The 21,710-nt window shown below is 41.0% G+C and carries 16 protein-coding genes; 6 read left to right on the top strand and 10 right to left on the bottom strand.

What is annotated here, in order from left to right; translation table 11 throughout:
• Nucleotides 1-5: 5 nt before the first annotated feature.
• Both tyrA and RMX89_RS14325 read right to left on the bottom strand, forming a co-directional pair.
• Nucleotides 6-1,097, bottom strand: coding sequence for a bifunctional chorismate mutase/prephenate dehydrogenase (tyrA, locus tag RMX89_RS14330; RefSeq protein WP_322689388.1), 1,092 nt, complete (start codon nucleotides 1,095-1,097; stop codon nucleotides 6-8).
• 18 nt (nucleotides 1,098-1,115) lie between these two features.
• The gene (locus tag RMX89_RS14325; RefSeq protein WP_322689387.1) at nucleotides 1,116-2,405 is read right to left on the bottom strand and encodes a glycosyltransferase family 4 protein; all 1,290 of its coding nucleotides are present in this window, start codon (nucleotides 2,403-2,405) and stop codon (nucleotides 1,116-1,118) included.
• Between the two features lie 153 nt (nucleotides 2,406-2,558).
• On the opposite strand from RMX89_RS14325, the gene RMX89_RS14320 reads away from it, so the two are divergent.
• Nucleotides 2,559-2,843 (top strand): hypothetical protein, encoded by a 285-nt coding sequence (locus RMX89_RS14320; RefSeq protein WP_322689386.1) that lies wholly within the window; start codon nucleotides 2,559-2,561, stop codon nucleotides 2,841-2,843.
• On the opposite strand, the gene scyF is transcribed toward RMX89_RS14320, so the two are convergent.
• The 7 genes from scyF to RMX89_RS14285 all read right to left on the bottom strand — a co-directional run bounded on the left by scyF (nucleotide 2,814) and on the right by RMX89_RS14285 (nucleotide 11,542).
• Nucleotides 2,814-4,010 carry a scytonemin biosynthesis PEP-CTERM protein ScyF gene (gene scyF, locus RMX89_RS14315; RefSeq protein WP_322689385.1) on the bottom strand — a complete coding sequence of 399 codons (1,197 nt, stop codon included), beginning with the start codon at nucleotides 4,008-4,010 and terminating at the stop codon, nucleotides 2,814-2,816. The two genes, RMX89_RS14320 and scyF, sit on opposite strands and share 30 nt — an antisense overlap.
• A gap of 172 nt (nucleotides 4,011-4,182) precedes the next feature.
• Entirely contained in the window at nucleotides 4,183-5,559 is a 1,377-nt protein-coding gene (locus RMX89_RS14310; protein ID WP_322671103.1) for a ScyD/ScyE family protein, read from the bottom strand.
• Between the two features lie 127 nt (nucleotides 5,560-5,686).
• The gene (locus RMX89_RS14305) at nucleotides 5,687-6,952 is read right to left on the bottom strand and encodes a ScyD/ScyE family protein (protein ID WP_322689384.1); all 1,266 of its coding nucleotides are present in this window, start codon (nucleotides 6,950-6,952) and stop codon (nucleotides 5,687-5,689) included.
• Between the two features lie 90 nt (nucleotides 6,953-7,042).
• The gene (gene scyC / locus RMX89_RS14300) at nucleotides 7,043-8,014 is read right to left on the bottom strand and encodes a scytonemin biosynthesis cyclase/decarboxylase ScyC (RefSeq protein WP_322671101.1); all 972 of its coding nucleotides are present in this window, start codon (nucleotides 8,012-8,014) and stop codon (nucleotides 7,043-7,045) included.
• A gap of 25 nt (nucleotides 8,015-8,039) precedes the next feature.
• Nucleotides 8,040-9,101, bottom strand: a complete 1,062-nt coding sequence (gene scyB / locus RMX89_RS14295) for a tryptophan dehydrogenase ScyB (protein ID WP_322689383.1) — start codon at nucleotides 9,099-9,101, stop codon at nucleotides 8,040-8,042.
• 310 nt (nucleotides 9,102-9,411) lie between these two features.
• Nucleotides 9,412-11,289, bottom strand: a complete 1,878-nt coding sequence (gene scyA / locus RMX89_RS14290; RefSeq protein WP_322689382.1) for a scytonemin biosynthesis protein ScyA — start codon at nucleotides 11,287-11,289, stop codon at nucleotides 9,412-9,414.
• A 70-nt stretch (nucleotides 11,290-11,359) separates the two neighbouring features.
• Nucleotides 11,360-11,542: a hypothetical protein gene (locus tag RMX89_RS14285; RefSeq protein ID WP_322689381.1), complete on the bottom strand. Its 183-nt coding sequence runs from the start codon at nucleotides 11,540-11,542 to the stop codon at nucleotides 11,360-11,362.
• A 1,411-nt stretch (nucleotides 11,543-12,953) separates the two neighbouring features.
• Between RMX89_RS14285 and RMX89_RS14280 the strand changes: the two genes are divergently transcribed.
• Both RMX89_RS14280 and RMX89_RS14275 read left to right on the top strand, forming a co-directional pair.
• Complete coding sequence (locus tag RMX89_RS14280; RefSeq protein WP_322689415.1) at nucleotides 12,954-14,933, top strand: scytonemin biosynthesis sensor histidine kinase; 1,980 nt, start codon at nucleotides 12,954-12,956, stop codon at nucleotides 14,931-14,933.
• Nucleotides 14,934-15,047: 114 nt separating this feature from the next.
• Nucleotides 15,048-15,920 carry a response regulator transcription factor gene (locus RMX89_RS14275; RefSeq protein WP_322689380.1) on the top strand — a complete coding sequence of 291 codons (873 nt, stop codon included), beginning with the start codon at nucleotides 15,048-15,050 and terminating at the stop codon, nucleotides 15,918-15,920.
• 9 nt (nucleotides 15,921-15,929) lie between these two features.
• Here RMX89_RS14275 and RMX89_RS14270 read toward each other — a convergent pair whose 3' ends face one another.
• Nucleotides 15,930-17,132, bottom strand: coding sequence for an AAA family ATPase (locus RMX89_RS14270; RefSeq protein WP_322671097.1), 1,203 nt, complete (start codon nucleotides 17,130-17,132; stop codon nucleotides 15,930-15,932).
• A 1,056-nt stretch (nucleotides 17,133-18,188) separates the two neighbouring features.
• On the opposite strand from RMX89_RS14270, the gene RMX89_RS14265 reads away from it, so the two are divergent.
• The 3 genes from RMX89_RS14265 (at nucleotide 18,189) to RMX89_RS14255 (ending at nucleotide 21,514) form a co-directional block, all read left to right on the top strand.
• A complete protein-coding gene (locus tag RMX89_RS14265) occupies nucleotides 18,189-18,935 on the top strand; it encodes a GDSL-type esterase/lipase family protein (protein ID WP_322671092.1) in 747 nt (248 codons plus the stop codon).
• A 161-nt stretch (nucleotides 18,936-19,096) separates the two neighbouring features.
• Nucleotides 19,097-19,531 (top strand): hypothetical protein, encoded by a 435-nt coding sequence (locus tag RMX89_RS14260; RefSeq protein WP_322689379.1) that lies wholly within the window; start codon nucleotides 19,097-19,099, stop codon nucleotides 19,529-19,531.
• Between the two features lie 696 nt (nucleotides 19,532-20,227).
• Entirely contained in the window at nucleotides 20,228-21,514 is a 1,287-nt protein-coding gene (locus RMX89_RS14255) for a cation:proton antiporter (protein ID WP_322689378.1), read from the top strand.
• Nucleotides 21,515-21,710 lie beyond the last annotated feature (196 nt).

Raw genomic sequence — 21,710 nt, 5'->3', positions numbered from 1 at the left:
TGGATTTAAATGCTAATATTTGTGTGAATTTTTGGTTGAAAATCTCTTTGGATAGCCATTGTATTTAAAGGCTGGATAAAAGTGTTGATTTTATCTTCAAAAAAACTTTGAGCCTTTTCAAATTCTTGAATTAATGCGTCTTTGTCTTTCTTTGCTACTAGTTTCGCCAAACGGCTGTAAGTATCAGCTAAAAAGCTAATTGTATCACACCTTTCTTCTGTAGCGAGCATAATATCCACACATAAGTGAGGGTTTTGGGAAAACAAACGTTTAACAATGTCAATTTCTTGACGGTAGTTAGGAGTTGACATTGTTAAACTCTGCTCTATGTCCACTTTTACTTGTGCTAAGAAAATGCCAAGACTAAATCTACAGAAATGTTGCGTTGCTTGGACAATCGTCATCATGCGATCGTGTTCTTCAGGCGTACAAACAATTAACTCTCCACCTTGGCTTTTAATAAAGTCTAAAAACCATTGAAATGAATCATCGTTTCTACCTGGACACACTACTACTTTTTGTCCAAAAAACGATTTGATATTTGGCCCAAACATTGGGTGTAAACCCATGACTGGCCCGGAATGGTGTTCGAGCATTGCTTGAGTTGGCTGTGTTTTAATACTCGTAATGTCACACAAAGCGGTAGTTGGGGCGAGGTATTTAGCTGCACGCTTGATAACATCAACTGTATGTTCAATAGGAACGCTGACTAAAACTAATTCTGTCTGACTTAATAGTTGCTCTGCGTATTCCCAATCCTCGGATTCGAGGACGCTAACATTATTACCTACTAGCGAAAGTTGCTCTTTAAATAATTTTCCCATCCTGCCGCGTCCACCGATGATGGTAATTTGTCGGGGAGTGACATGATTTGTTGCATATTTAGGAATCAAACTGGCATGACAACTATTTAGCAAACTTGCCCAAACAGACTCAGGAATACCAGCTTGGGCGAGCAGGGGAGCGACATCAGCCAGTTGTTCATCTAGAGAAGGTTGTTCTGATGCTGCTAATAATGATATGCGATCGCTCAATAAGGCGATCAACCTTTGGTCAGTTTTTTTCAACCGATCTGAAGCAGAGGATTTCAAAGGCATTTTTACTGTCCCCAATTTTCAAATATCAACAAGTGATTCTTTAGAACTCAATTTGGGCAAGATATCCAAAGTTGTTGCTCTTTTGGCGATCGCATCATAAAATAACTCTTCATACCGATCTAGCGCTTGCTCAAAGGAGTAGTTTTCTACCGCAAACTTTCTTCCTTCACGCCCTAATTTTGCTGCTAGTTCTGGCTGATTATATAAATCTAATACCGCAGCGGCCAAAGCATCTGCTGACTCAGGCTCAACGATAACGCCGCCGCCGCTTTCTTTGATAGCTTTGGCAGCAGTACCAGTGGCGGGAACTGAACCGACAATTGGGCGACCACTGGCTAACAGCAGTGGTATTTTAGAAGGCATATTGAAGGAAATCACATTGCTCTTTTGCACAATCAACCCAACATCAGCAGCTGCTAACATTTGCGGTAGTTTTTCTCGCGGTTGCAATGGTAGCAGCAAAACGTTATCTGCCCCACAAGCAAGACAATGTTTTTGTAACCTTTCGAGAGCTTGAGATTCACCTGCGATCGCAAAGACAATATCATTAATATGACGCAACCGAGATGCTGCTTCTATTACTGTCTCTAAACCTTGCGTCAGAGCAATATTACCTGAATAAAGTACTACAAATTTATCATCAAGTTGATGGGAAGCTCTCCAGGAGTTATTCTCCTTTGGTAAAGGACGGATAAAATTTAGATTTACCCAATTTGGAATGCAGGCAATTTTATTAGCAGGTACACCTTTATGGATTAAATTATCTACGAAACCATCGGCAATCACGCTAATGGTATGTGCAGTTCGGTAGGCAAATTTTTCTAAAGCTTCCAGAGCTTGAATCATCAACTTATTCTTAATTAGCCCAACACGCACAGCAGCTTCCGGGAGGATATCTTGCACATTCAGCACTACTGGACAGTTGTATAGCCAACTTATTAAAGTTGCAGGTAAGCAAACGAGTAACGGTGGCACTGTTAAGAGAATTAAATCAGGTCGCTCACCTTTGAGAGCTTGTGGCAAACTTGTAAAGACAAAGCTCAACTCTAGCAGTAGCCGATCTATAAGGTTAGGTTTAGACTTAATCCGCAAGTAACTACGCTGAATTTTGACACCATTTTTCTCTTCAGTAACGTATAACTTACCCCGATAGCGATCGTAAATCTGACGCTGAGGATAGTTAGGCATACCTGTGATTACCCGCACTTGATGCCCTCGCTTCACCAGCCCTTCTGCTAGTTCAGTCATCAAAGGTGCAATACCAATTGGTTCTGGATGATAGTTGTATGAATAAATCAGAATGTGCATTAACCGTTAATGTGCTAAAAGCACCTTGATAATCTTGGCTTTATTTAGTATTTCCAGTTTTTATCTCCCTGATTCCAGATTTAATGACCTGAAATTTTCGTAAGGTGTGTTACCAAGGGCATAACGCACCCCACGAAACAGAAGTTTTAGATTTTGTTTAATCCACTTCAGCCTTTGAACTCGGAACTTCAGCTTCTGAACTCAGAACTTCAGCCTCTGAACTCAGAACTTCGACCTCTGAACTCGGAACTTCGACCTCTGAACTCAGAATTTCAGCCTTTGAACTCAGAACTTCAGCCTTTGAACTCGGAACTTCGACCTCTGAACTCAGAACTTCAGCCTCTGAACTTGGAACTTCGACCTCTGAACTCGAATTCGGTCACTTTACTGCTACTCAATCATGAGAACTCAGCACTGTTTTTGCAACGTCTTCTCTAAACTGAAGACTGGCTTTTGTTGCCCGCGTTTCCGCAATGTGACGGTAGCAGCGCCAAGTCCAAGCAATGCTAAACCCAATGCTGAACTAGGTTCTGGTACTTGCCTTCTGCCCTCTACGTTTAGCACTTGGACGCGACCTTGGAAGAAATCGCCCACATACAGCTTGCCATCTTTGAGGGTTGTGCCACCAGTCCAGTTAAATCTGCCTGGTGTGAGGTCGAGGGGATTACCAAAAGGAGGGCCAGTTAATGCTGGAGGCGGTACAGGATTACCTGATGCATCGCGGGCATTTTCACCGTAGGAAGTCAAGAACTTACCGTTTTTATCAAATACCTGAACGCGGCTGTTGATAGAATCAGCTACATAAACATTCTCTTGGTCATCCACTTCGATGCCAATTGGCTGAAGAAGTTGTCCAGGGCCGCTACCTGCTGAACCAAATGCGTACAGAGGTTTGCCATTTGGATCGAGTACTTGAACGCGGTTGTTATACTGGTCAGCTAGAAAGATATTTCCACTGACTGGGGAAATTCTTATACCTGCTACACCTTGAGTTTCTCCTAGTGCAGTGCCTAAAGTGCCACCAAAGACACCAATTTGCTTTCCGTCAGGTGTGAATTTTAGGATTCTTTCGCCGTTAAAATCACCTACGTAAACGTTGCCAGTCTTGTCAAAAGTCACACCAGATGGCCCAAAGAAAATCCGATCGTTTACACGAGGGGTAAAATCTCCGTTTGCAAAGGATCTAATAAAGTTACCCTGAGGATCGAATTGATTGATGCGGTTGTTGTAAACATCACCTGCATACAAATCCCCTGTTACGGGATTAAAGTCTACAGTTGTTGGCTCGTCAAACTGTCCGGGCCCTGTGCCGCCGGAACCAATTGCTCCAATATACTGACCGGTGGGACTAAATTTTTCAATTTTGTTACCGAGGTTGTAGTTAGGAGTACCATCTGGGTTAACACCGCGTCCGTTAGCTATGAGGGTATTCCCCGAATCATCTACCGTTATCCCTTGGGGAACAAAAAGCTGCCCTGGCCCGAAGCCAGGACTGCCGATACTTCTGTCGTAAGTTAATGTTACAGCTTTGGCTTGGGCTGCTGTTGCCAACACCATCAATCCAGTACCGAGAATGCCAATTGACAAATTTTTGACTAATCCCATGAGTTTTAAGTCCTGGTTGTATAAGGTATACTCTTTCCTAGACTAATTTTGTTCCCCGTCCTAGTTTGGGAACTCTGAAATTTGGGCTGCTGCCTCTTGTTGGAAATGCAACTTTCTCTTTTGGGCAGCAGCCTATTCTGTAAGCTTTACCTGGTGTCAGGTAAAGAGGGATTTAGACAGTCTCTGCTTCGGTTAGCAATTCTTCACCCAACTTGTGTTGGCGTTTGCGCTTGGCGTAAGCAGCAGTTGCGCCTACACTAGCAAGTGCTAGTAAGCCGACTACTGAACCAGGTTCGGGGACTTTTTCAACAACGACACCATCCACCCGAACAACTTCCCCGCGTTCTGGGCCGACACCGCGATTGGTAATATAAATCTTGCCATCAGGGCCAATATCAATTCCATCAGCCGAATCTAGCCCTTGACCTGCTGCAACAAGCGTTGTACGAGTGCCATCAGGAGCAACTTGGATGAGAGATCCAGGTAGATTTGTGATGTCACCCCCCAACTGGGACTTGTCGCTGAACTGTAAAACCAGCAAATCACCTTTCTCATCAAAGGTTAGGTCGGTGATGTGCGTAAAGCCATCGAGAAAAACTTCTGGTTTTTGATCTTCGCCAATGCGGAAGATCCGCGATTTACCATCTGGATAAGGAAAACCCGTATATTCACCAACATATAAAGCTCCATCGGGGCCAATTGCGCCACCTGTGGGTACTGATTGAATTGCTATTTTTCCTCCTGGAAGTTCCTCTAATAGCCCAGGAGGTAATTGTAATCCTGGTGGCAAATCTGACTTACTAATAATATTTTTAGGAATTGCGATCGCTTGTGACTTACTTCCGTCAAGCTTGATTTTGTAAGCAGTGTTCCCGCCCCCATCAACGACATAAGCATTATCGCCACTAATAGCCAGATCGTAGGGATTGGTAACTACATCCCCCTTGTCTGGATTTTGGGTGATTTCATTTTTAGCAAAGTCAAAAATACTATTGAGAGATCCGGTGTTCAAGTCAACTTGGTACAGTTGTGCTAGAAGCGGCGTATTCAAAACTTTATCGGGCGTTGATGGCGGGAAAGTAGCAAGTTGCTGTGGTGGGAGTGGGGATTTAGAACCAAGGTTAAGTGTTGCTAGATCGCGGTTTCCTGGATAACCGGCAAACCCTGTCAGCAGATAAGCATTCCCTTTAGAATCGAATTGTATGTCTTCAATACCAGCGCCTTGGTTGCCGGTGGGTTGCTCTGCTAAAGACTGAAAGTTATTAAGTAGACGCTGTTTTGTGCCGTTTGGTGAAACTTTGACTAGTGAACTAGTATTACCAGCACAGATAGGCTGAAATAGAGTACTCGGAGATGGTTGGCAATTTCCGTTACCGCCGATACCTGGCTCTGCTACGTAGAGACTACCGTCAGGGCCAAAGCTAACACCCCGTGCATTACTAACTCCATCGACAACTGTCGTTAGCGTTGCAGCTTGTGCAGATAGTGTTCCACAAATAGCAGTAAAACAAAATGTAACAGATGTAAGAGCAAATGACTTGAGTTTCATACCTTTGGAGATTGAGAGTTAAATAATTTGTTTGGGGAAACTTTTATGGTTTTAAAGACAACGAATTGCAGTCTTTGAGGAACGCAAGATTGGTTTGAAACTCTTTATTCGAGCGCCACGACTCTATTTATGGGAGGTTTGGTAGCTCTTTCTTCTTGTGCAACCAACCAACGCCCAAGGCAGCGATCGCTAACACACCTAAAGCAGAATCAGGTTCAGGAATAGACTTGGTATTTTCAATTTTGAGAACTTGTCCAAATCCTGGGCGATCGCCTCGGTTGGTAACGTATACTGCACCATCAGCACCAATAGTCAGGGCACTAGGCGACTCTAATCCATTGCCACTCAGAAGAGTTGTACGTGTGCCATCAGGAGCTATTTTGATGACAGAACCATCAAAATCACCCTTCCAAGCTGACTGATTGGCGTACTGCAAAGCATACAAATTGCCCGCAGGATCGAATTGCAAGTCTGTAAGTTGGGTAAAACCATCAGCGAAGACTGATGATTTCCCATCAGCACCGACTCGATAGATTTTTGCGCCGCCTTCTGGGAAAGGGAAACCAGTAAATTGGCTGATGTAATAAGCACCATCAGGCCCTTTTGCCACACCCGAAGGTACTGGTTGAGTGGCAAACTGCGATGGGCCTCGCACCGCTTCCCCTTGAGATGGAACCTGTGCCGGTTCATTGGATGGGGTATCAGAAGGTGGAAAGACGGGATTAGTTAATATGTCTTGGGGAAAGGTAGTAAGAGCTTGCAAGTTACTACCGCTAGTATTAACACTGAGTAAGTCGTTTGCACCTGCATCAGCTACAACTAACTTATTGCCATCTATTACAAAGCCCAAGGGATTGCTACCGACATCACCACCATCGGGATTATTGGCGAGTTCATAGTTAGCTAAATCAGCAACACTCGTCCAGGAATTGGTCTTAAAGTCGGGAGCAATGATTTTACCGAGGTCAGTGTTACCTAAATTGCGATCGCGAAAGGTTGGATTCGCCCCATACCCAATCAGAACATAAGGTTTACCTGTAGCATCAAATTGGATGTTACGAGGGCCACCGGCTCCAGTACCATCTGGTAATGCTATAGAAGGAAGTCCTGTAAGTATGCGCTCGGTTTTTCCATTCTCAATTTTGGTAACTGCCCCACTTGTGCCATAGCATAGAGAATCGCCTTGACCGCTTGCTGGTGGCACACAACCGCCACTTCCCCCGATGCCCGCCTCTGTAACATAGAGATCGCCATCAGGGCCAAAGCTTAGTCCTCCGGCATTATATAGACCGTCGGCGATTACTGAAAAGGATGCAGCTGAGGCAGCTTTCATTCCCGAAAAAGCGGTAACACAAAAAGTTAGGAAGGTAATAGTAAGTTGTTTCTGTTTCATATTTCGTCATTTGTCATTTGTCATTTGTCCTTTGTTCTTTGTCCTTTGTCCTTTTTTTTTGTTAGTTGACCAATGACCAATGACCAATGACTAATGACTATTAACTAGTGGCTCTGGAGCTTTTGGTAGATAGCTCATTCCTCGATCAAATGATTTGAGGTTGCCAGCTTTGGCTTCGAGTAAACGTTTGATGTTCATGCTCTCAGCGCCATAGTCTTCAATTTGAAGTTTGCCGTGGGTTACAGTTCCATCTGTTTTCCAGAATGTGATTCGATGCAGGATAAAACCAGAGGCTTCTGGATCGGCGAAAGCGTAAGCGGTTGGAATGAGTAACGCTACAGAACGCTGATAATATTCGTAATCTGGATAATAATATTCTTGCTCAAGCAAGTAGTATTTACTCAGACTATGAACGCGCACAGAAACTTTTACCTTCTGGTCATATTCATCTTTGAATTCACCTGAATCAGAAGTAATATCGCCATTCGGTCGCAGTAGATGTGCCCACTCATCTATGTTTTGTAAATCCTTTAAGTATTCAATACCAATTTCAACTGGAGCATCAACATAAATGGTGTCTGTATCAATAAAGTGGCTTCCTTTAGCTGCTGAGGTCAGACCAGCTTTACGTTCCAAATTCCCTTTGAGAGAGCGACATTCAGAAGTGTGTACTGTATGAATTCCCTGCATAATCATCTGAGTCTGTCGTTTGGGATCGACAAAGCTCAACCAGTGAAAGTACACACCTTTTTCATCTGTTCCCGGCTCGATGTAATCAGTGGGAAACAGCAAAACAGGGTAAACCTGAAAATATTTCTGATACTCTAATCCACAGTGCCACTCAATGCCGTAGAAAAGTGGATTTTCTAATTTTTTAACATGATAATAGAGATTTTTGTGATAACCAGACGCAGTTCCCAGCCAGGTATCTTCGTCAATTTGCTCTTTCATCCGGCTATAAAGCGTCCATTCATCCAAGTTTTTTAAACTACAAAGATACTCAAAAGCGCTTTCTGGTGAAGTAGCAATATATGCTGATGTAGCAAAGGTATTTTTTTCCATTTTTCACTCCTGAAGATAATAATAATTAAGCTGCGATCACTGTAGTTTTACTTCGCTTAATCTTGTCGATCCGGTCTTCTGCTAATCGTCTGGCAGCATCGTTGGTAGTAACTCCTTGCTCTTTAGCAATCTCAAAAATTGCTAATAGCGTGTCATAAATGTTATGCACTTGCTTGAAAGCTTTTTCTTCGTCATAACCAATCATTTCGTTATAAACATTAATTAATCCTCCAGCATTAATTACATAATCGGGACTGTAAAGTATCCCTTTTTTGGCAAGCATTTGACTATGTAATTGCTCATTATCCAATTGATTATTAGCTGCACCAGCAATAATCGAAGCTTGCAGAAAAGGAATTGTATGACTATTAAGAATTCCTCCTAAAGCACAAGGAGAAAAGATATCTACATCAAGTGAGTAAATTTCAGATGGTTCTACAATAGTTGCGCCAAAAAGCCGTTTCACTTCTTCTGCTTTGACTGGATCTACATCGCTAACAAAAAGCTGGACATCATGCTCATGTAAGTGACGACAGAGATTTTTACCGACATTTCCTAAGCCTTGAACTGCAACTTTCATCCCATCAAGTCTTTTGCTCTGCCAACGAGATTCTACAGCAGCTTTAATTCCGAGAAAAACTCCTAGTGAAGTTATGGGAGCAGGGCCGCCAGATTTTTCTGATACCCCAACAACATATTTCGTTTCTTGACTAATTGTCCGCACATCGTCAGGGGTAATATTGACATCTTGTCCGGTAATAAAACGTCCATTCAGGCTATCAACAAAACGTCCATAAGCTCTTAACAAATCATCTGTTTTATTTTCAGGATTAGCTATAATAACTGCTTTTCCCCCACCAGCCGGGATGTTGGCACAGGCAGCTTTATATGTCATTCCACGACTCAGACGAAGTGCGTCTTTTAAAGCAGCTTCTTCGTTGACATAAGGCAAGATTCTTGTAGCTCCCATCGCTGGGCCCAAGGTTGTGTCATGGATGGCAATAATTGCCTTAATTTCGGGATTTTTACCATGACAAAACAGAACTTGTTCGTGACCCATTTCTCTAACAGTTTCAAATAGCAGCATCTTGTCCTCTCGATATTGGTTGGAATTGTTTAGAGAAAGTAATGAACATTACAAAATATAAAGATATAGACATAAAAACACTCTTGAATATTAAGATTAGATGAAGTTAAGAAAAGACTTAGGGTTTAAAAAAGAAGTTTTAGATTCCAGCTTTTTGAGTGGAGTTTCTGACTAAAAGAAAACTTTTGTCGCTTCTAAACTCATCCTTTCTCTTTTACTGAATTAACTAATCAAAACTGTGTTGTAAATTCAGCTTGATTGCAGTGTTTTAGTGTCTATAACAATTGAATGAGATTGCAAACTTTTAAAATCAAACCATTGGAAATGAAACCTGCTTGGCTGGATTTTTAGCGGCATTTGATTTAATTCCTTGTGCTGCCAAACTCTTATTACGTCCGCCAGAAGGTGCTGGGCGGTCGGCATCAATCACTACATCAATGAGAAAAGGGACATTTGATGCGATCGCTTGTTGTAATGCAGCTTCAATATCCGACTCTCTGACGACAACGATCGCTTCTGCTCCCATCCCACGAGCAATCATCGCAAAGTTTGTTGGTGGCATTGTTGCATCTGCGCCCTTTAATCCCAAGATTTTCATTCCTTGATGGCACATGTTGTAACGCGCATCGTTGAGTACAATCCAGATTGCCGGAATTTTGTATTTCACGGCTGTGCTGATTTCGTTATTCATCAGCATTGCTCCATCGCCAACAATCCCTACAGCCTTGCTTTTGCTTGCCAGTGCTGCACCCAATACTCCGGTGACGGCGTGGCCCATTGCTCCGACTCCGGTACTGACTCGGTAACGATTGGCTTCGGAAAATTGGAGTAGATGCGTTGACCAAGTAAACGAGTTACCACACTCCGCCATGACTACGGCATCGCTATCTTCAACAATTATCTTTTGAATTGCTGCCATCAAGACTTCTGGCCGCACTGGATAATCTACCTCTGTAGCAGGTTCAATTGCTTTGTGTTCTGGACGAGGTAGCGACATTGTAGAATCAGGAGCATCCGGCAATTGCTGCAACAACTCTTTCACAAAAGCTTTGATATCAGACCGAACTGGGAAAGTTTCAACGTGGGGATAGGCTACACCTGGAACTTCCGGGTCAATATCTACATGGACAAAACCTCCTTTTGGAACTAGCGCCGAACTCCAGAAAGAAGTCGGTTCGCCAAGACGGGTTCCTAATACGAGTGTGCGTAGTGGAGGTTGCTGTTCCATATAAGTTAAGACGGAAGCATGACCGCCTAAACCTGTAACACCCACAAATTGGGGATGATCTTCAGGGAAAATACCTTTAGCACGGGGCGAACACATAACGGCTGCTCCGGTTTTTTCCGCCAGTTCCAGAATTTCCTCTGCTGCATCACGCGCACCGAAACCAACCCAGATAGCAAAGGGGCCAGATGATAATAACTCTACAGATTTAGCGATCGCTTCTTTGGAAGCAGTCATTGGAAACGGAGAAATATCTAGCTGGGGTAAAGCTATATTCTCAACTAAACTTGTTTGCACAGCAGTGGGAATGCTCAAATGGGCAACAAATCCACCTGGTTGCGCCATCGCTAATGCAAGTTTACGGAAAATCTGCGGTAGTTGAGCCGCAGATTCAATCGTGACTGCATAGTTGAATAACGCTCCTGGGGTAAAAATTCCTCCACTGGGCAATGTGTAAGTGCTGGTTTCTTGAATAGCCCAACGTCCACGCTGCGGTGCGGAGGTACAAGCTGATAGTAAAATTACCTTTGCACCTTCACCACGAGCTGCAAATAATCCGGTAAGGGCGTTGGTGATCCCCGGCCCTGCTGTGGTAAAAACTACAGTCGGGCAATTATTCGCAAAGTAAGCCTCGGTGGCTGCAAATGCTGCTCCGGCTTCATGGCGGAAGTTCAACACCTCTATGCTGCTATTGGATAGCGCACCCCAAAGGCTGGCCATCGCACCACCTGCGACACCAAAAGCGTAGCTTACTCCCAAATTTTCCAACATTTGAGCGATCGCATCGGCAACTGAGAGCGTTGGGGCTGTTTCATCGTTTAAAAAAGCCTGAATTCCCCCATTATTCTCCGATTCATCAAGCTGACGGGAGTCAGACACAGATTCTACATATCTGTTTGCGGGAAGTTCCTTGTATGGCTCAGTGGTGATGAGAGGATTTGAACCAGTATAGTTTTGACTCATTGGTTTCACGTAATTTCAGAAAGTTATACAAAGGCTTTTTAGTTTACAATCACAGCGCTAGAAATATTTATTACAAACAACTCTGTTGTTTCTTGCAGCGATGACCTAGCTTGGTCAAGAGTAGAAATGGCGAATCGCTGCTGATTGATGCTTGTGAGCGCAGTACCAAAAAATTTTTACCAAAAGCATACAACAGTTGAGGCTGTGCTTCTTGCCACCAGAATAAAGGAGATGAAGACTGTTGTACAATCAAAAATCTTTTGATAAGGATGTCAAATTTTTCGCTTCTATGTGATGACTACAGTATTTAAGTAGATCGGCGGTAGTTCGGTGGGAAAAAACTAAGATTGTGTAAAGGTGTAGAAACTGGTAATTAACCGAAGTTAAGCGTGTCTCAGAATGTTTACAAAACTTAATATAGTTAGCTTTAATAGCACCGATCTAATTAAGAAACGCTTGGTAAGTTTCTTGACCGCTACAATAAAAACCTAATTTACAATGAAAAATCTTTTGATGTATGTGTCAATTTTTTTGCTTTTTTCGTGATTGTCACATTTGCAACTTAGCCACCTGAAAGATTGATATTCTGCAATCGCAGAACCGACACATTACCAAATTTGCAATAGGAAATCTTTTGATCTGGGTGTCAATTCTTTTGCTTTAGAACTTACACAATTTTTTATCCGAATTTAAGCATGAGGCGATTTAGCGGTCTTTATATTGCCACCAAAAACTCTTTGAGTCAATTATTTGTAACGATAAATACATCATTTTTTAACTTTCTATAGTTCCTTTGAGAGATGACAAAACATTCAGGGCATGAATATCTTTAAAAAAGTGTTTTTGATAATGCATAAATCAACAGTATATACCTAATATACGAATACGGGCTTCGTTTCTGAAAGAAAACATACAATAAAACACATAATTTTTACGTATATCAGTAATACAAATGTACTTCTTACGACAGATGACTAAGCATATTCTTCTATAGTTAAATTCCTGAGAAGGTAGGTTAAGATAAATTAAGAAAATAAGTTGATAAGTTGAAGTTTATTCATTTAAGCCAGACCCACTACCGCAAATTCATTTATGTTGAAAATCAAAGGACTCTACACAACTAGTTTGCCAAAATTCTTGCTAAGGAAAAGGCTAAAGGAGAAAAATTTTTATTCTTTAACCTTTCCCCAGTGGAAATCCCAGGAATTTTAGATTGGTGAACTCTTATAAAGAGGTAGCACTGCTACATCTTTACAAGGGTTATTGCTAATGCGTAGTTAATTTCTAAAGATGTCTATTAGTTAGTTGTCATACAGGGCTAGGTTAAATTTAAAATATTTTTTTTACTTATAGATTAAGAGCGTTGAACTTTTATCTAACAGAGCTGATTGACCGCTCTAAATTTTGTATATAAAAACTTGTTTAAGTCAATAATTAAAAAAATATTTACTTTAGTTTTTTAAAAAAATTTGGTTTAATAATTCACCTTTTCCTGGTATGATAAGTTTTATTAAGAATAATTAGTAATATTTTTTAATATACTAACTATTTTGACTATTTTTATTTTTTAACAGCCAAACAGTACACCAAAGATTTTAGTAATTTATGACTATTAACTCTTTAATGGGAATGGTACTGATTGATTACCAGGAGGAAGTATGAACATGAATTCTGGCGAATATACACTAGCTAGATCGAACAATCAATGGGCACTACAACCAGAAATAGAGATGAAGTTTGCTCACTTCCTAATAAATCACGCTGTAGATGCTGCCTTTTGTTTAGGAGCAAACGGGCAGTTTCTTTACGTCAACGATGCCACTTGCCTGATGACTGAGTATTCCCGTGAGGAATTACTTTCTATGAGGCTGCATGATATAGATGTAGATTTTTCGCAGCATAATTGGTCAGATATTAGCTCACAGGGTTCCCTTACCTTTAAATCTCGCTATCGGGCAAAAGGAGGTCGGATATTTCTGGTAGAAATATCGATGAACTATGTAAAACACCAAGATATGGAATTTGGCTGTGCCTTTGCTCGTGAGAAAACGGATGAAATAGTAGAATTGAGCGTCCAAAAGTGGACCGATGAATTAAAAGATGCCAAAGACAATTTGCAACAAGAATTTTCTCAACTCAAGGACAAAGAAGTAGAACTAGAAACATCTCTTTCTTTACTTCGCTCTACTCTTGAGTCTACTGCTATTGGTATTGTTGCAGTTAACTTTGAGGGAGATATTCTGAGCTTGAATCAGAAATTTGTGGATATGTGGCAGATCCCAGAGTCCCTAATACTATCTAAGAAATGTCCTCGATGCAAATCCTTTTTTGAGAGCCAACTAAAAGATCCACAAGCCTTTAGTCGGCTGATTTGGGAAGTGTCTAGCCAATCTGATTTCGAGAGTTACGACATTCTAGAGTTGAAAGATGGGAGAGTTTTCGCGCATTATTCTAAACCTCAATTGCTTGAGGGTAAAATTATTGGGAGAGTGTGGAGTATTTGGGACATTACTGAATCGAAACAGACTGAAGAAGCATTACGACTGAACGCAACTAGATTTCGGACTTTAGCAGAAACTACAGATGCCGGTACTTTTCTGATTCAAGGTACGCGGCTTTGCTACATAAATCCGGCAGTAGAGCAACTCACTGGCTACACAAAAGAGGAACTACTAACAGGTTTCGATCTTCGCCGACTGATTAAGAGCAAAAAACGCAGGCAAGTACGTAAGCAGGATGAAGCCGCTGATTTTGAATACCAGGAGATGAATATTTTAACAAAAAACGGTACGGAGCGCTGGCTAGCTTGTGCAGTTGCCAAGCTTGACGGAGTGCTGGATTTTGGGGGAAACCCAGTCGAATTAATTGCAGGTATCGATATTACCGATTACAAATATGCAGAATTAGGGCTTAACCAAGCTTTAGAACAAGCCAAACAACTTAGCGAACTTAGAGCGCGTTTTCTTGCTATGGTTTGCCATCAATTCCGAACTCCACTGAATATTGTTTCATTTTCTAATAGTTTACTTAAAGAAGAAGTAGACAAACGTACACAGAAGAAAATCCAACCATTACTCGATCACATTCAAAAAGCCACCGAACAACTGAGCCTGATGTTGGATGATATTTTGTTCTTCTCGAAAGCAGAATCAGCAAAATTAAACTTTGAACCCAAACCGCTTGAATTAGTTCAGTTTTGTGAGGATTTAGTTGCACAAATGCAGATGATTGTTAGCCAAAAAACAATCAATTTTGTCAGTCAAGATAAAACTCTAACAGCATATATAGATAAAAAATTGCTAGAGCCGATTTTGAAGAATTTGCTTGATAACGCAATTAAGTATTCTCTCTCGAATCTGGCAATTAATTTAGAACTATCTTGCCAAAATGAAAAAATAATTTTTCAAGTGAAAGATAGGGGGATCGGTATTTCAGTAGTAGACCAACAACGAATATTTGAGCCATTTTACCGTGGTAGTAATATCGATCATATACCTGGCACTGGACTAGGACTATCGATTCTTAAAACTCTTGTAGATTTACATCATGGTCAAGTTTCTGTAGAAAGTGAAATTGATGTCGGCTCTACGTTTACAGTAATGCTGCCATTAATCAAATCAGAGTTGACCTGTTTCGAGTTATGAGTGTTGAAATGAAGATAGTTATTAACTAAAAATTTAACAATCATAACTCTCGGAACGAGTCTATTTAGATATTCAGCAAATAGTCTAGTAATTAGCTTCTGCAAAAAGAAAATTATGTCCGAATCGTCAAAGAAAATTCTCGTTATTGAAGATGATAACGTTACTCGCAATCTTTATTTAAAGGGTCTTGAGGGTAAAGGTTTTGATACAATAGGTGCTGACAACGGTCTTGCTGGCATCCACCAAGCACAAAAGCGTATACCCGACTTAGTGATTTGCGATATCACGATGCCCGATATGGATGGTTATAACGTTTTAACTACACTACGCCAAGATCCTCAGACAGCAATTATTCCTTTCATTTTTCTGACTGGCAGTAGTACTAGAGCAGATGTTCGCAAAGCTATGGAATTGGGAGCAGATGACTATCTTAGCAAACCCTCGACACTAGACGAATTGCTCAGAGCGATCGCTACTCGCTTGGAAAAACAAGCTAATCTTCAATACTGGTGTTCTAGGAAATTAGAGAAAGCTCCAAAATCATCAGCACTTACAGATGATACTACAGCGATCGCTGTCGGTGTTGCCATCGCCTCTGAGAAAGAAGTCAACATTCGTCCTAAGTCAATCTTTCCCAACATTCCGCAATTAAAAGAAGTTTTCGACTTTATCGAGGCCCATTATCATGAAGGAATTACTTTGTGTGATGTGGCTGTTGCTGTTGGTTACTCATCGGCTTACTTAACTAACCGAGTAAAGGAGACAAGTGGAGAGACTGTAAACTGCTGGATTGTCAAACGCCGGATGGCGGAAGCTTGTTTTTTACTCCAAAATAATAATCACACAGTCGAGAAGATAGCGAAAGCATTAGGCTATCAGGATGTGTCTCATTTCTCCCGTCAGTTTCGCCAACATCACGGTTTACCTCCCCAAGCTTGGCGCAAAGAGCATCAGCTTGTATCGCAAAAACAGGTGAAACTGTGGTGAAAGTAGATTTTATACAAATAGTTGTGTAAATTCATATATTAAATCCACCCTACCTTTACGTAACATGGCTGGATCTAATCTTTCAGTAGTATTACAAGTCATCAAGACAACTAACCGTTGCTGCATCTGAATACCAGAATCATCAATTACACTCTGATATAAAGTGCCATCTAGCAAACTTAGAATGTGTTCGGTTTTGTTATTGTATTGCGCTACCTCCGAAGCACGATTTTGCGCTAGATTATCAGCTTCGTTAATAACGATACAAATACGTTCTATGTAAGTTGGTGGGACAAAATTAGCGATCGCATCATGATCTAAAATAAAAATTACATACCCTAAAGGTACAAGAATTTCTTTTGCTACTGCCTGTGTCCAGACTGTTTTACCAGTACCTGGTTGTCCATGTACAACAACCGCTAACTGGTTTTGATTTAAAATCGCTTGCTGTACAGAATCAGTAAAGTTTTGGATATCTGCGGGAAATGTCCGAATGTTAAATTGACTATGAACTTTGCCTACACGACTTTGATATCCACTCAGCATCACTGCTAAGTCGTAAGTTGCTTTGTTAATTAGTGGCGCGAGATTTTTCGCCATTAAAGTATATTGTCGTCGGCCGCGATCGTAAGGATCGATTTGCAACCAAATGTCATACTTAGACCAGTAAGCGTAAACAGTATTAATAACGTCTAAGCGTTCCCAGCTAACAAATTTATCTATCGGAAAGTAAAAATCTCTTTCTGAGTGATACTGAGTAATAATATCAGGATTACCCAATACACCTAAAACTCGCAGTACAGTAATTTCTTGCAGTCGATTCAGAACATAATCAATAGGAATACTACTACGACTGACAAATTGGACAATAGGCGTTTCCGTACTCAAAACATCTTTGTAGCGATGATCTGGTGATTGCGGATCTGGCGTGATGTAATTCCAAAACTTTTCAACTTCGTAGCGGGTATTATCAGATACAACACTCAATAAATTAGCCCACCAAGCATAATTATTTCGTCCTAAAACATCAGCAATATTACTCGCCAAATTCAAACTTTTTTGACTTAATTCGCGGGAGTCACTGTACAAGAGTTGCCATAAAAATCCCCAGTCTAATTCTCGATTAAACGGTCGCCAACCGCAAGCAAGTAAACTTTGCCGAGTATTATTTGTAGGACTGCCTTCATTGCTTCTAAAATAGTCAAAATCCATATTTATCGGTTATGCAGCGTTAATTAAGTTATTTTGTGTTAAGTAGAAAGTTTTGAAAATTTTTTCTCGTAATATCAAATAATTGCGTGCAAATGGTAATTTTATTTCCACTGTACTGGCGAAGAAGTCTTTTTAATTTAACTCATTACTATTGTAGTACACTGCATTACAAAACAACTACTTGTATCAACTTTTTTGACAAACCAATTTGGTAAGTGACTGTTTATTTTTAGCGATTGATGTATAGCAGGGGGCAGGAGGCAGTGTTTCAACTCCCTTCTCTACGAGAGGCTGCGCCAACGACTACCAAGAGGGCAAGTCGCTCAACAACGAGGCAGGAGGTAAAAACCTTGCTATTCCTGAGATTTACGCTTGTCATTATGTCCTAATCTACCTGGCAACTGCTGTACCTGCACTACTTATCCCTCTGTAGATGAGGACTTACAGCAGATTTCAAGTTGATGAACGTGAGTTCGATGAACCCTCACCCCAGCCCTCTCCCACGGAGAAAGGGAGGAGCAACGAGAAATTAGGGTTTTGGCTCGCCTCTGGGTGTCCAAGAGGGGTTGGGGGAGAGGTCAAAAAAGGCTTGTCGAACTCACGTTGATGAAGTACACAAGCTAGCCTGAACGCACAAAGCTTGTTTTACTTCTGTTAGCGCAGTGTAGCCCATTCTGACGCCTTGGCGGAGCGTCTCTGGCTCCGCTCTGAATTCTGTTGAATATTTATTATGTCCGTGGAATTTCCCAGCAGAATTCCCGACATCTCAAAAATGAAATTTTTGCCCATTTGGATTTATGACAAAAGGGCAAAAAGAAAATTTTCAGGGCAATCTCCCTCTTTTCTCTTCTTCAGCGTCCTCAGCGCCTCTGCGGTTCGATTCTCATGCTGATTGTTAAAGTACGGTAGCCCTCGTACAGAGGCTCAACTGCGGCAATATTAACCTTACAACTATATCAACAAGCAAAAACTCCATAGATGCTTGAACAATAAACATAGCCATCTATGGTATAGAAATGTATAGAATCTTGTAAAGATATAAAATATAGTCGTTAAATGCACACATTTCTCGCTTCTTCCTCAATGCAGCTGTCTCTACCACCAAATCACTTTCAGCCTATGAAGATTGTCGCACTGGGGGACAGCTTAATTTATGGATTCGGCGACCCGGAAAAAGGAGGCTGGATTGAGCAACTAAGGCGATGGTGGATGTTGCCGGATAGTGCCGGTCATATTCTTTATAATTTAGGAGTAAGAGGCGATCGCACCCAACAAGTAGCCCAAAGATTGGAAGTTGAATTTCGCCACCGGGGTGAACTGCGAAATCGTGTTCCTGATTTGATTATTTTATCAGTAGGAGTGAATGACTCAGCACGGTTGGCACGTCCCGATGGTAGAAGTTACACAGATTTTACATTGTTTGAAAAGGAAATTGCATCTCTGCTAGATTTAGCACAGCAACTTTGCCCTGTGTTATTTGTGGGCATGGTGCCAGTGGATGAAGCTAAGATGCCATTTTTAGATTGTTTTTACTACAATCATGCCGACCAATACCGCTACAAAGAAGCAACTCGAATTGCTTGCAGCAAACGGCAGATTCCCTATTTGGATATTTTTGAGCAATGGATGGAACGCGGTGAAAGTTGGCGACTCAAACGCTTGAGTGAAGATGGACTTCATCCTAATACACTAGGTTATCAAGCTTTGTTAGAAGATGTAATCAATTGGGATGCCATACCTTCAATGAGCTTTGCCAATGCAGCTTACCATTCTAAATTTGATTATCACCTTAAACCATCCTAATAATTATAGATGTGTTGGTGCTTTGGGGCTAGCTGATATTCTCGTATTTGCCATCCTCGCAAAAAGCACCAAAATCTATTTATAAAAACTCTAATTTTTCTATATTATTCATTACTCCTAACTTTTAACTCCTAACTCAGCACTCAGCATTCAGCACTCCTATGACACCAACTTTATTTGGTCGCTGGCAAACTCGATTATTATTACTGATAACTGTCGGCGTACTCGTATCTTTGCCATTTGCAATGGGTTGGATTGGCCCTGGTGCTAACTCGGTTTATTTTTGGATACTTGCTTATGTCGCTATTTTTGGCTTAGGTTGGGATGTACTTTATGACTATCTCCAAAAATTCCGTTGGGATAGAGATTGGCCAGCAGTTTATCAACTCTTAGCTGGGATATGGGAATTGATATTTATATTTTGTGGAGTCAAATTATTTGGCTTTTTACCAATACCTTTACCGAAAGAAGAACTTTCACCAGGAGCTTTTTTATTGCACTATAGTATGGTGTGGCTAGTGGTTTTTATTAGTTCCCAAAGCCTGATGCGAATTATCTTCCTTCGTTGGCGTTTTCGGGGTGGGGAGTGGTTGTAAAATTTCAAATTATCGAAACTAATTTAATCAAAAATTCTAGCAATTTTCAGGTAATTTAACCGTAGGGTAGGGACGTACATTTGTACGTCCCTACAGTTGATTGTGCCTCAAATAGATAAAAAAGGCTATAAATCAATACGCTTGGGTTAGCGCCAAAAACCTTAAGTTGTGTAGGCTGGGGAACCACTGCGCCCTTGCAGTTTCCCGACTTGTACCCCTTCGGGGAAGCAAGCTACGCGCAGCGTATCTCTTTGGGAGAAGCAAGTGGCATTTGAGGAACGTAGACCCGAAGCGGCTTCTCGTTCGCGTAGCCTCTCCGACAGGAGAAGAGTAACCCAACATTTTCATAGCTTTGTTGGGTTGCGCTTTGCTTCACCCAACCTACAATTTTTTACAAAGCCAAGCGTATTGGGCTATAAATCGCAAATTAACAAATCATAAAAAATCATATATGGCGATTTTAGTTTGGATGCAATATGTTGTATTGACGTACAGTTATGTGCGTTATTAAGAACAAGATGACTTTAGAAACCAAAGGAACACATTTATTGTTGTATCTCATCAAATTACAAACAGCTATCTTATGTTTACAAAATTGGCATTTGTGCTGATGTGGTAGTCATATATGAGTAAAACAAGAAAACTTTAAACTCTAGGGAGATTCTTGAATGCAGAGACATCAATCAAGGAAGTACAATGTCAAATTTTGATCTGGTTATTCGGCTATTTCTACAACTTACAGTTATTTTAACCACTTGTCGCATTGTCACGATTTTAGGACGCCGCTATCTTGGTCAAACTGATGTTGTTTGCGAAATGATCGCAGGTGTAATGCTAGGGCCATCACTTTTAGGATTGATTGCACCAGATTTTCAGCAATGGCTATTTCCTAAGCTTCCCATCATCACTGCTGTCGGACTCAAGATACCCAATCCATCAATGTCGATTTTATATGCTATTAGCCAGATTGGATTGGTAATTTATATGTTTTTGATTGGTTTAGACTTTAATACCAAACTCTTAAAACATCATATCAAAAGTGCAAGTTTGCTATCTGCGGCTGGAATTATCACTCCTTTTATTTTAGGAGCGATCGCATCTTTTTGGTTTTATCACAATGGCGATTTCTTTCAACCAAAAGTTATGCCTTGGTCAGCTGCTTTGTATTTGGGTGCATCGATGACAATTACGGCTTTTCCAATGTTAGCTCGTATTCTTTACGAACGCGGTCTTACACAAACCCGCTTCGGTACTTTGGCTTTAGGTGCAGCATCGGTAGATGATGCAGTTGCTTGGTGTTTGCTGGCGATTGTGCTTGCTAGCGTGAAAAATTCTTTAAGCATTGCCATATTAGCAATTGGTGGTGGAATTTGCTATGTGCTATTTGCGATTTTTCTCGGACAACCTCTACTGAAAGCGTTCACACGCATGACAAAACGCGAAGGTGTGAACAGACAAACCCTGACTTTAATGTTGATAGTTTTGATGTTTTGTGCATGGTTTACCGATGTTACAGGTATCTATGCAATATTCGGTGCTTTTGTGTTGGGAGCAGTGACACCACGCGGAGAATTCGCCCAACAAATTCGCCAATATACGGAGTTTTTAACTACTTCTTTTTTGTTACCGATTTTTTTTGTTTTCTCTGGATTAAATACTCAAATTGGATTGGTAAACACACCTACTTTGTGGGGAGTGACGTTGTTAATTATTGTGATCGCAATTCTCGGTAAAGGTGTTGCTTGTATGTTGGCTGCAAAATTAGCCGGGGAAAATTGGCGCGAATCTGCAACAATCGGCGCTCTGATGAATGCTCGTGGTTTGATGGAGTTAATCATCCTCAATATTGGTCTAGAACAAGGTATAATTACCCCAACTTTATTCACTATAATGGTGATTATGGCAGTTATTACAACTCTTATGGCATCACCACTGATTGCCTTTTTATTGCACGGTACAAGCTATGAGAAATCTTTGAATTAAGCAAAATTAAATATTAGATTAATTAAGTATTTAGTACAATATCTAAGCTAGTTTTGAGGGTTTTTAGTAAGCGCTTTAGTGCTGAGAAAATTAAGGACTGAAGTCCTTACTACAAACTTGATTACCCATAACGGCTACAACGGCATCGTAACAATAATTAATATAACAACGAAGCACAAATTACTCTTGGGTGTAT

The organism is Nostoc sp. DedSLP04 (assembly GCF_034530775.1).
Taxonomy (GTDB): domain Bacteria; phylum Cyanobacteriota; class Cyanobacteriia; order Cyanobacteriales; family Nostocaceae; genus Nostoc.
Note: the sequence above shows the minus strand (reverse complement) of the source record. Positions and strands in the feature narration are given on the sequence as shown.

Coding starts and splice junctions, on each gene's coding strand:
- tyrA (WP_322689388.1), bottom strand. CDS start 1,097: ATGCCTTTGAAATCCTCTGCTTCAGATCGGTTGAAAAAAACTGACCAA.
- RMX89_RS14325 (WP_322689387.1), bottom strand. CDS start 2,405: ATGCACATTCTGATTTATTCATACAACTATCATCCAGAACCAATTGGT.
- scyF (WP_322689385.1), bottom strand. CDS start 4,010: ATGGGATTAGTCAAAAATTTGTCAATTGGCATTCTCGGTACTGGATTG.
- RMX89_RS14310 (WP_322671103.1), bottom strand. CDS start 5,559: ATGAAACTCAAGTCATTTGCTCTTACATCTGTTACATTTTGTTTTACT.
- RMX89_RS14305 (WP_322689384.1), bottom strand. CDS start 6,952: ATGAAACAGAAACAACTTACTATTACCTTCCTAACTTTTTGTGTTACC.
- scyC (WP_322671101.1), bottom strand. CDS start 8,014: ATGGAAAAAAATACCTTTGCTACATCAGCATATATTGCTACTTCACCA.
- scyB (WP_322689383.1), bottom strand. CDS start 9,101: ATGCTGCTATTTGAAACTGTTAGAGAAATGGGTCACGAACAAGTTCTG.
- scyA (WP_322689382.1), bottom strand. CDS start 11,289: ATGAGTCAAAACTATACTGGTTCAAATCCTCTCATCACCACTGAGCCA.
- RMX89_RS14280 (WP_322689415.1), top strand. CDS start 12,954: ATGAATTCTGGCGAATATACACTAGCTAGATCGAACAATCAATGGGCA.
- RMX89_RS14275 (WP_322689380.1), top strand. CDS start 15,048: ATGTCCGAATCGTCAAAGAAAATTCTCGTTATTGAAGATGATAACGTT.
- RMX89_RS14270 (WP_322671097.1), bottom strand. CDS start 17,132: ATGGATTTTGACTATTTTAGAAGCAATGAAGGCAGTCCTACAAATAAT.
- RMX89_RS14265 (WP_322671092.1), top strand. CDS start 18,189: ATGCACACATTTCTCGCTTCTTCCTCAATGCAGCTGTCTCTACCACCA.
- RMX89_RS14260 (WP_322689379.1), top strand. CDS start 19,097: ATGACACCAACTTTATTTGGTCGCTGGCAAACTCGATTATTATTACTG.
- RMX89_RS14255 (WP_322689378.1), top strand. CDS start 20,228: ATGTCAAATTTTGATCTGGTTATTCGGCTATTTCTACAACTTACAGTT.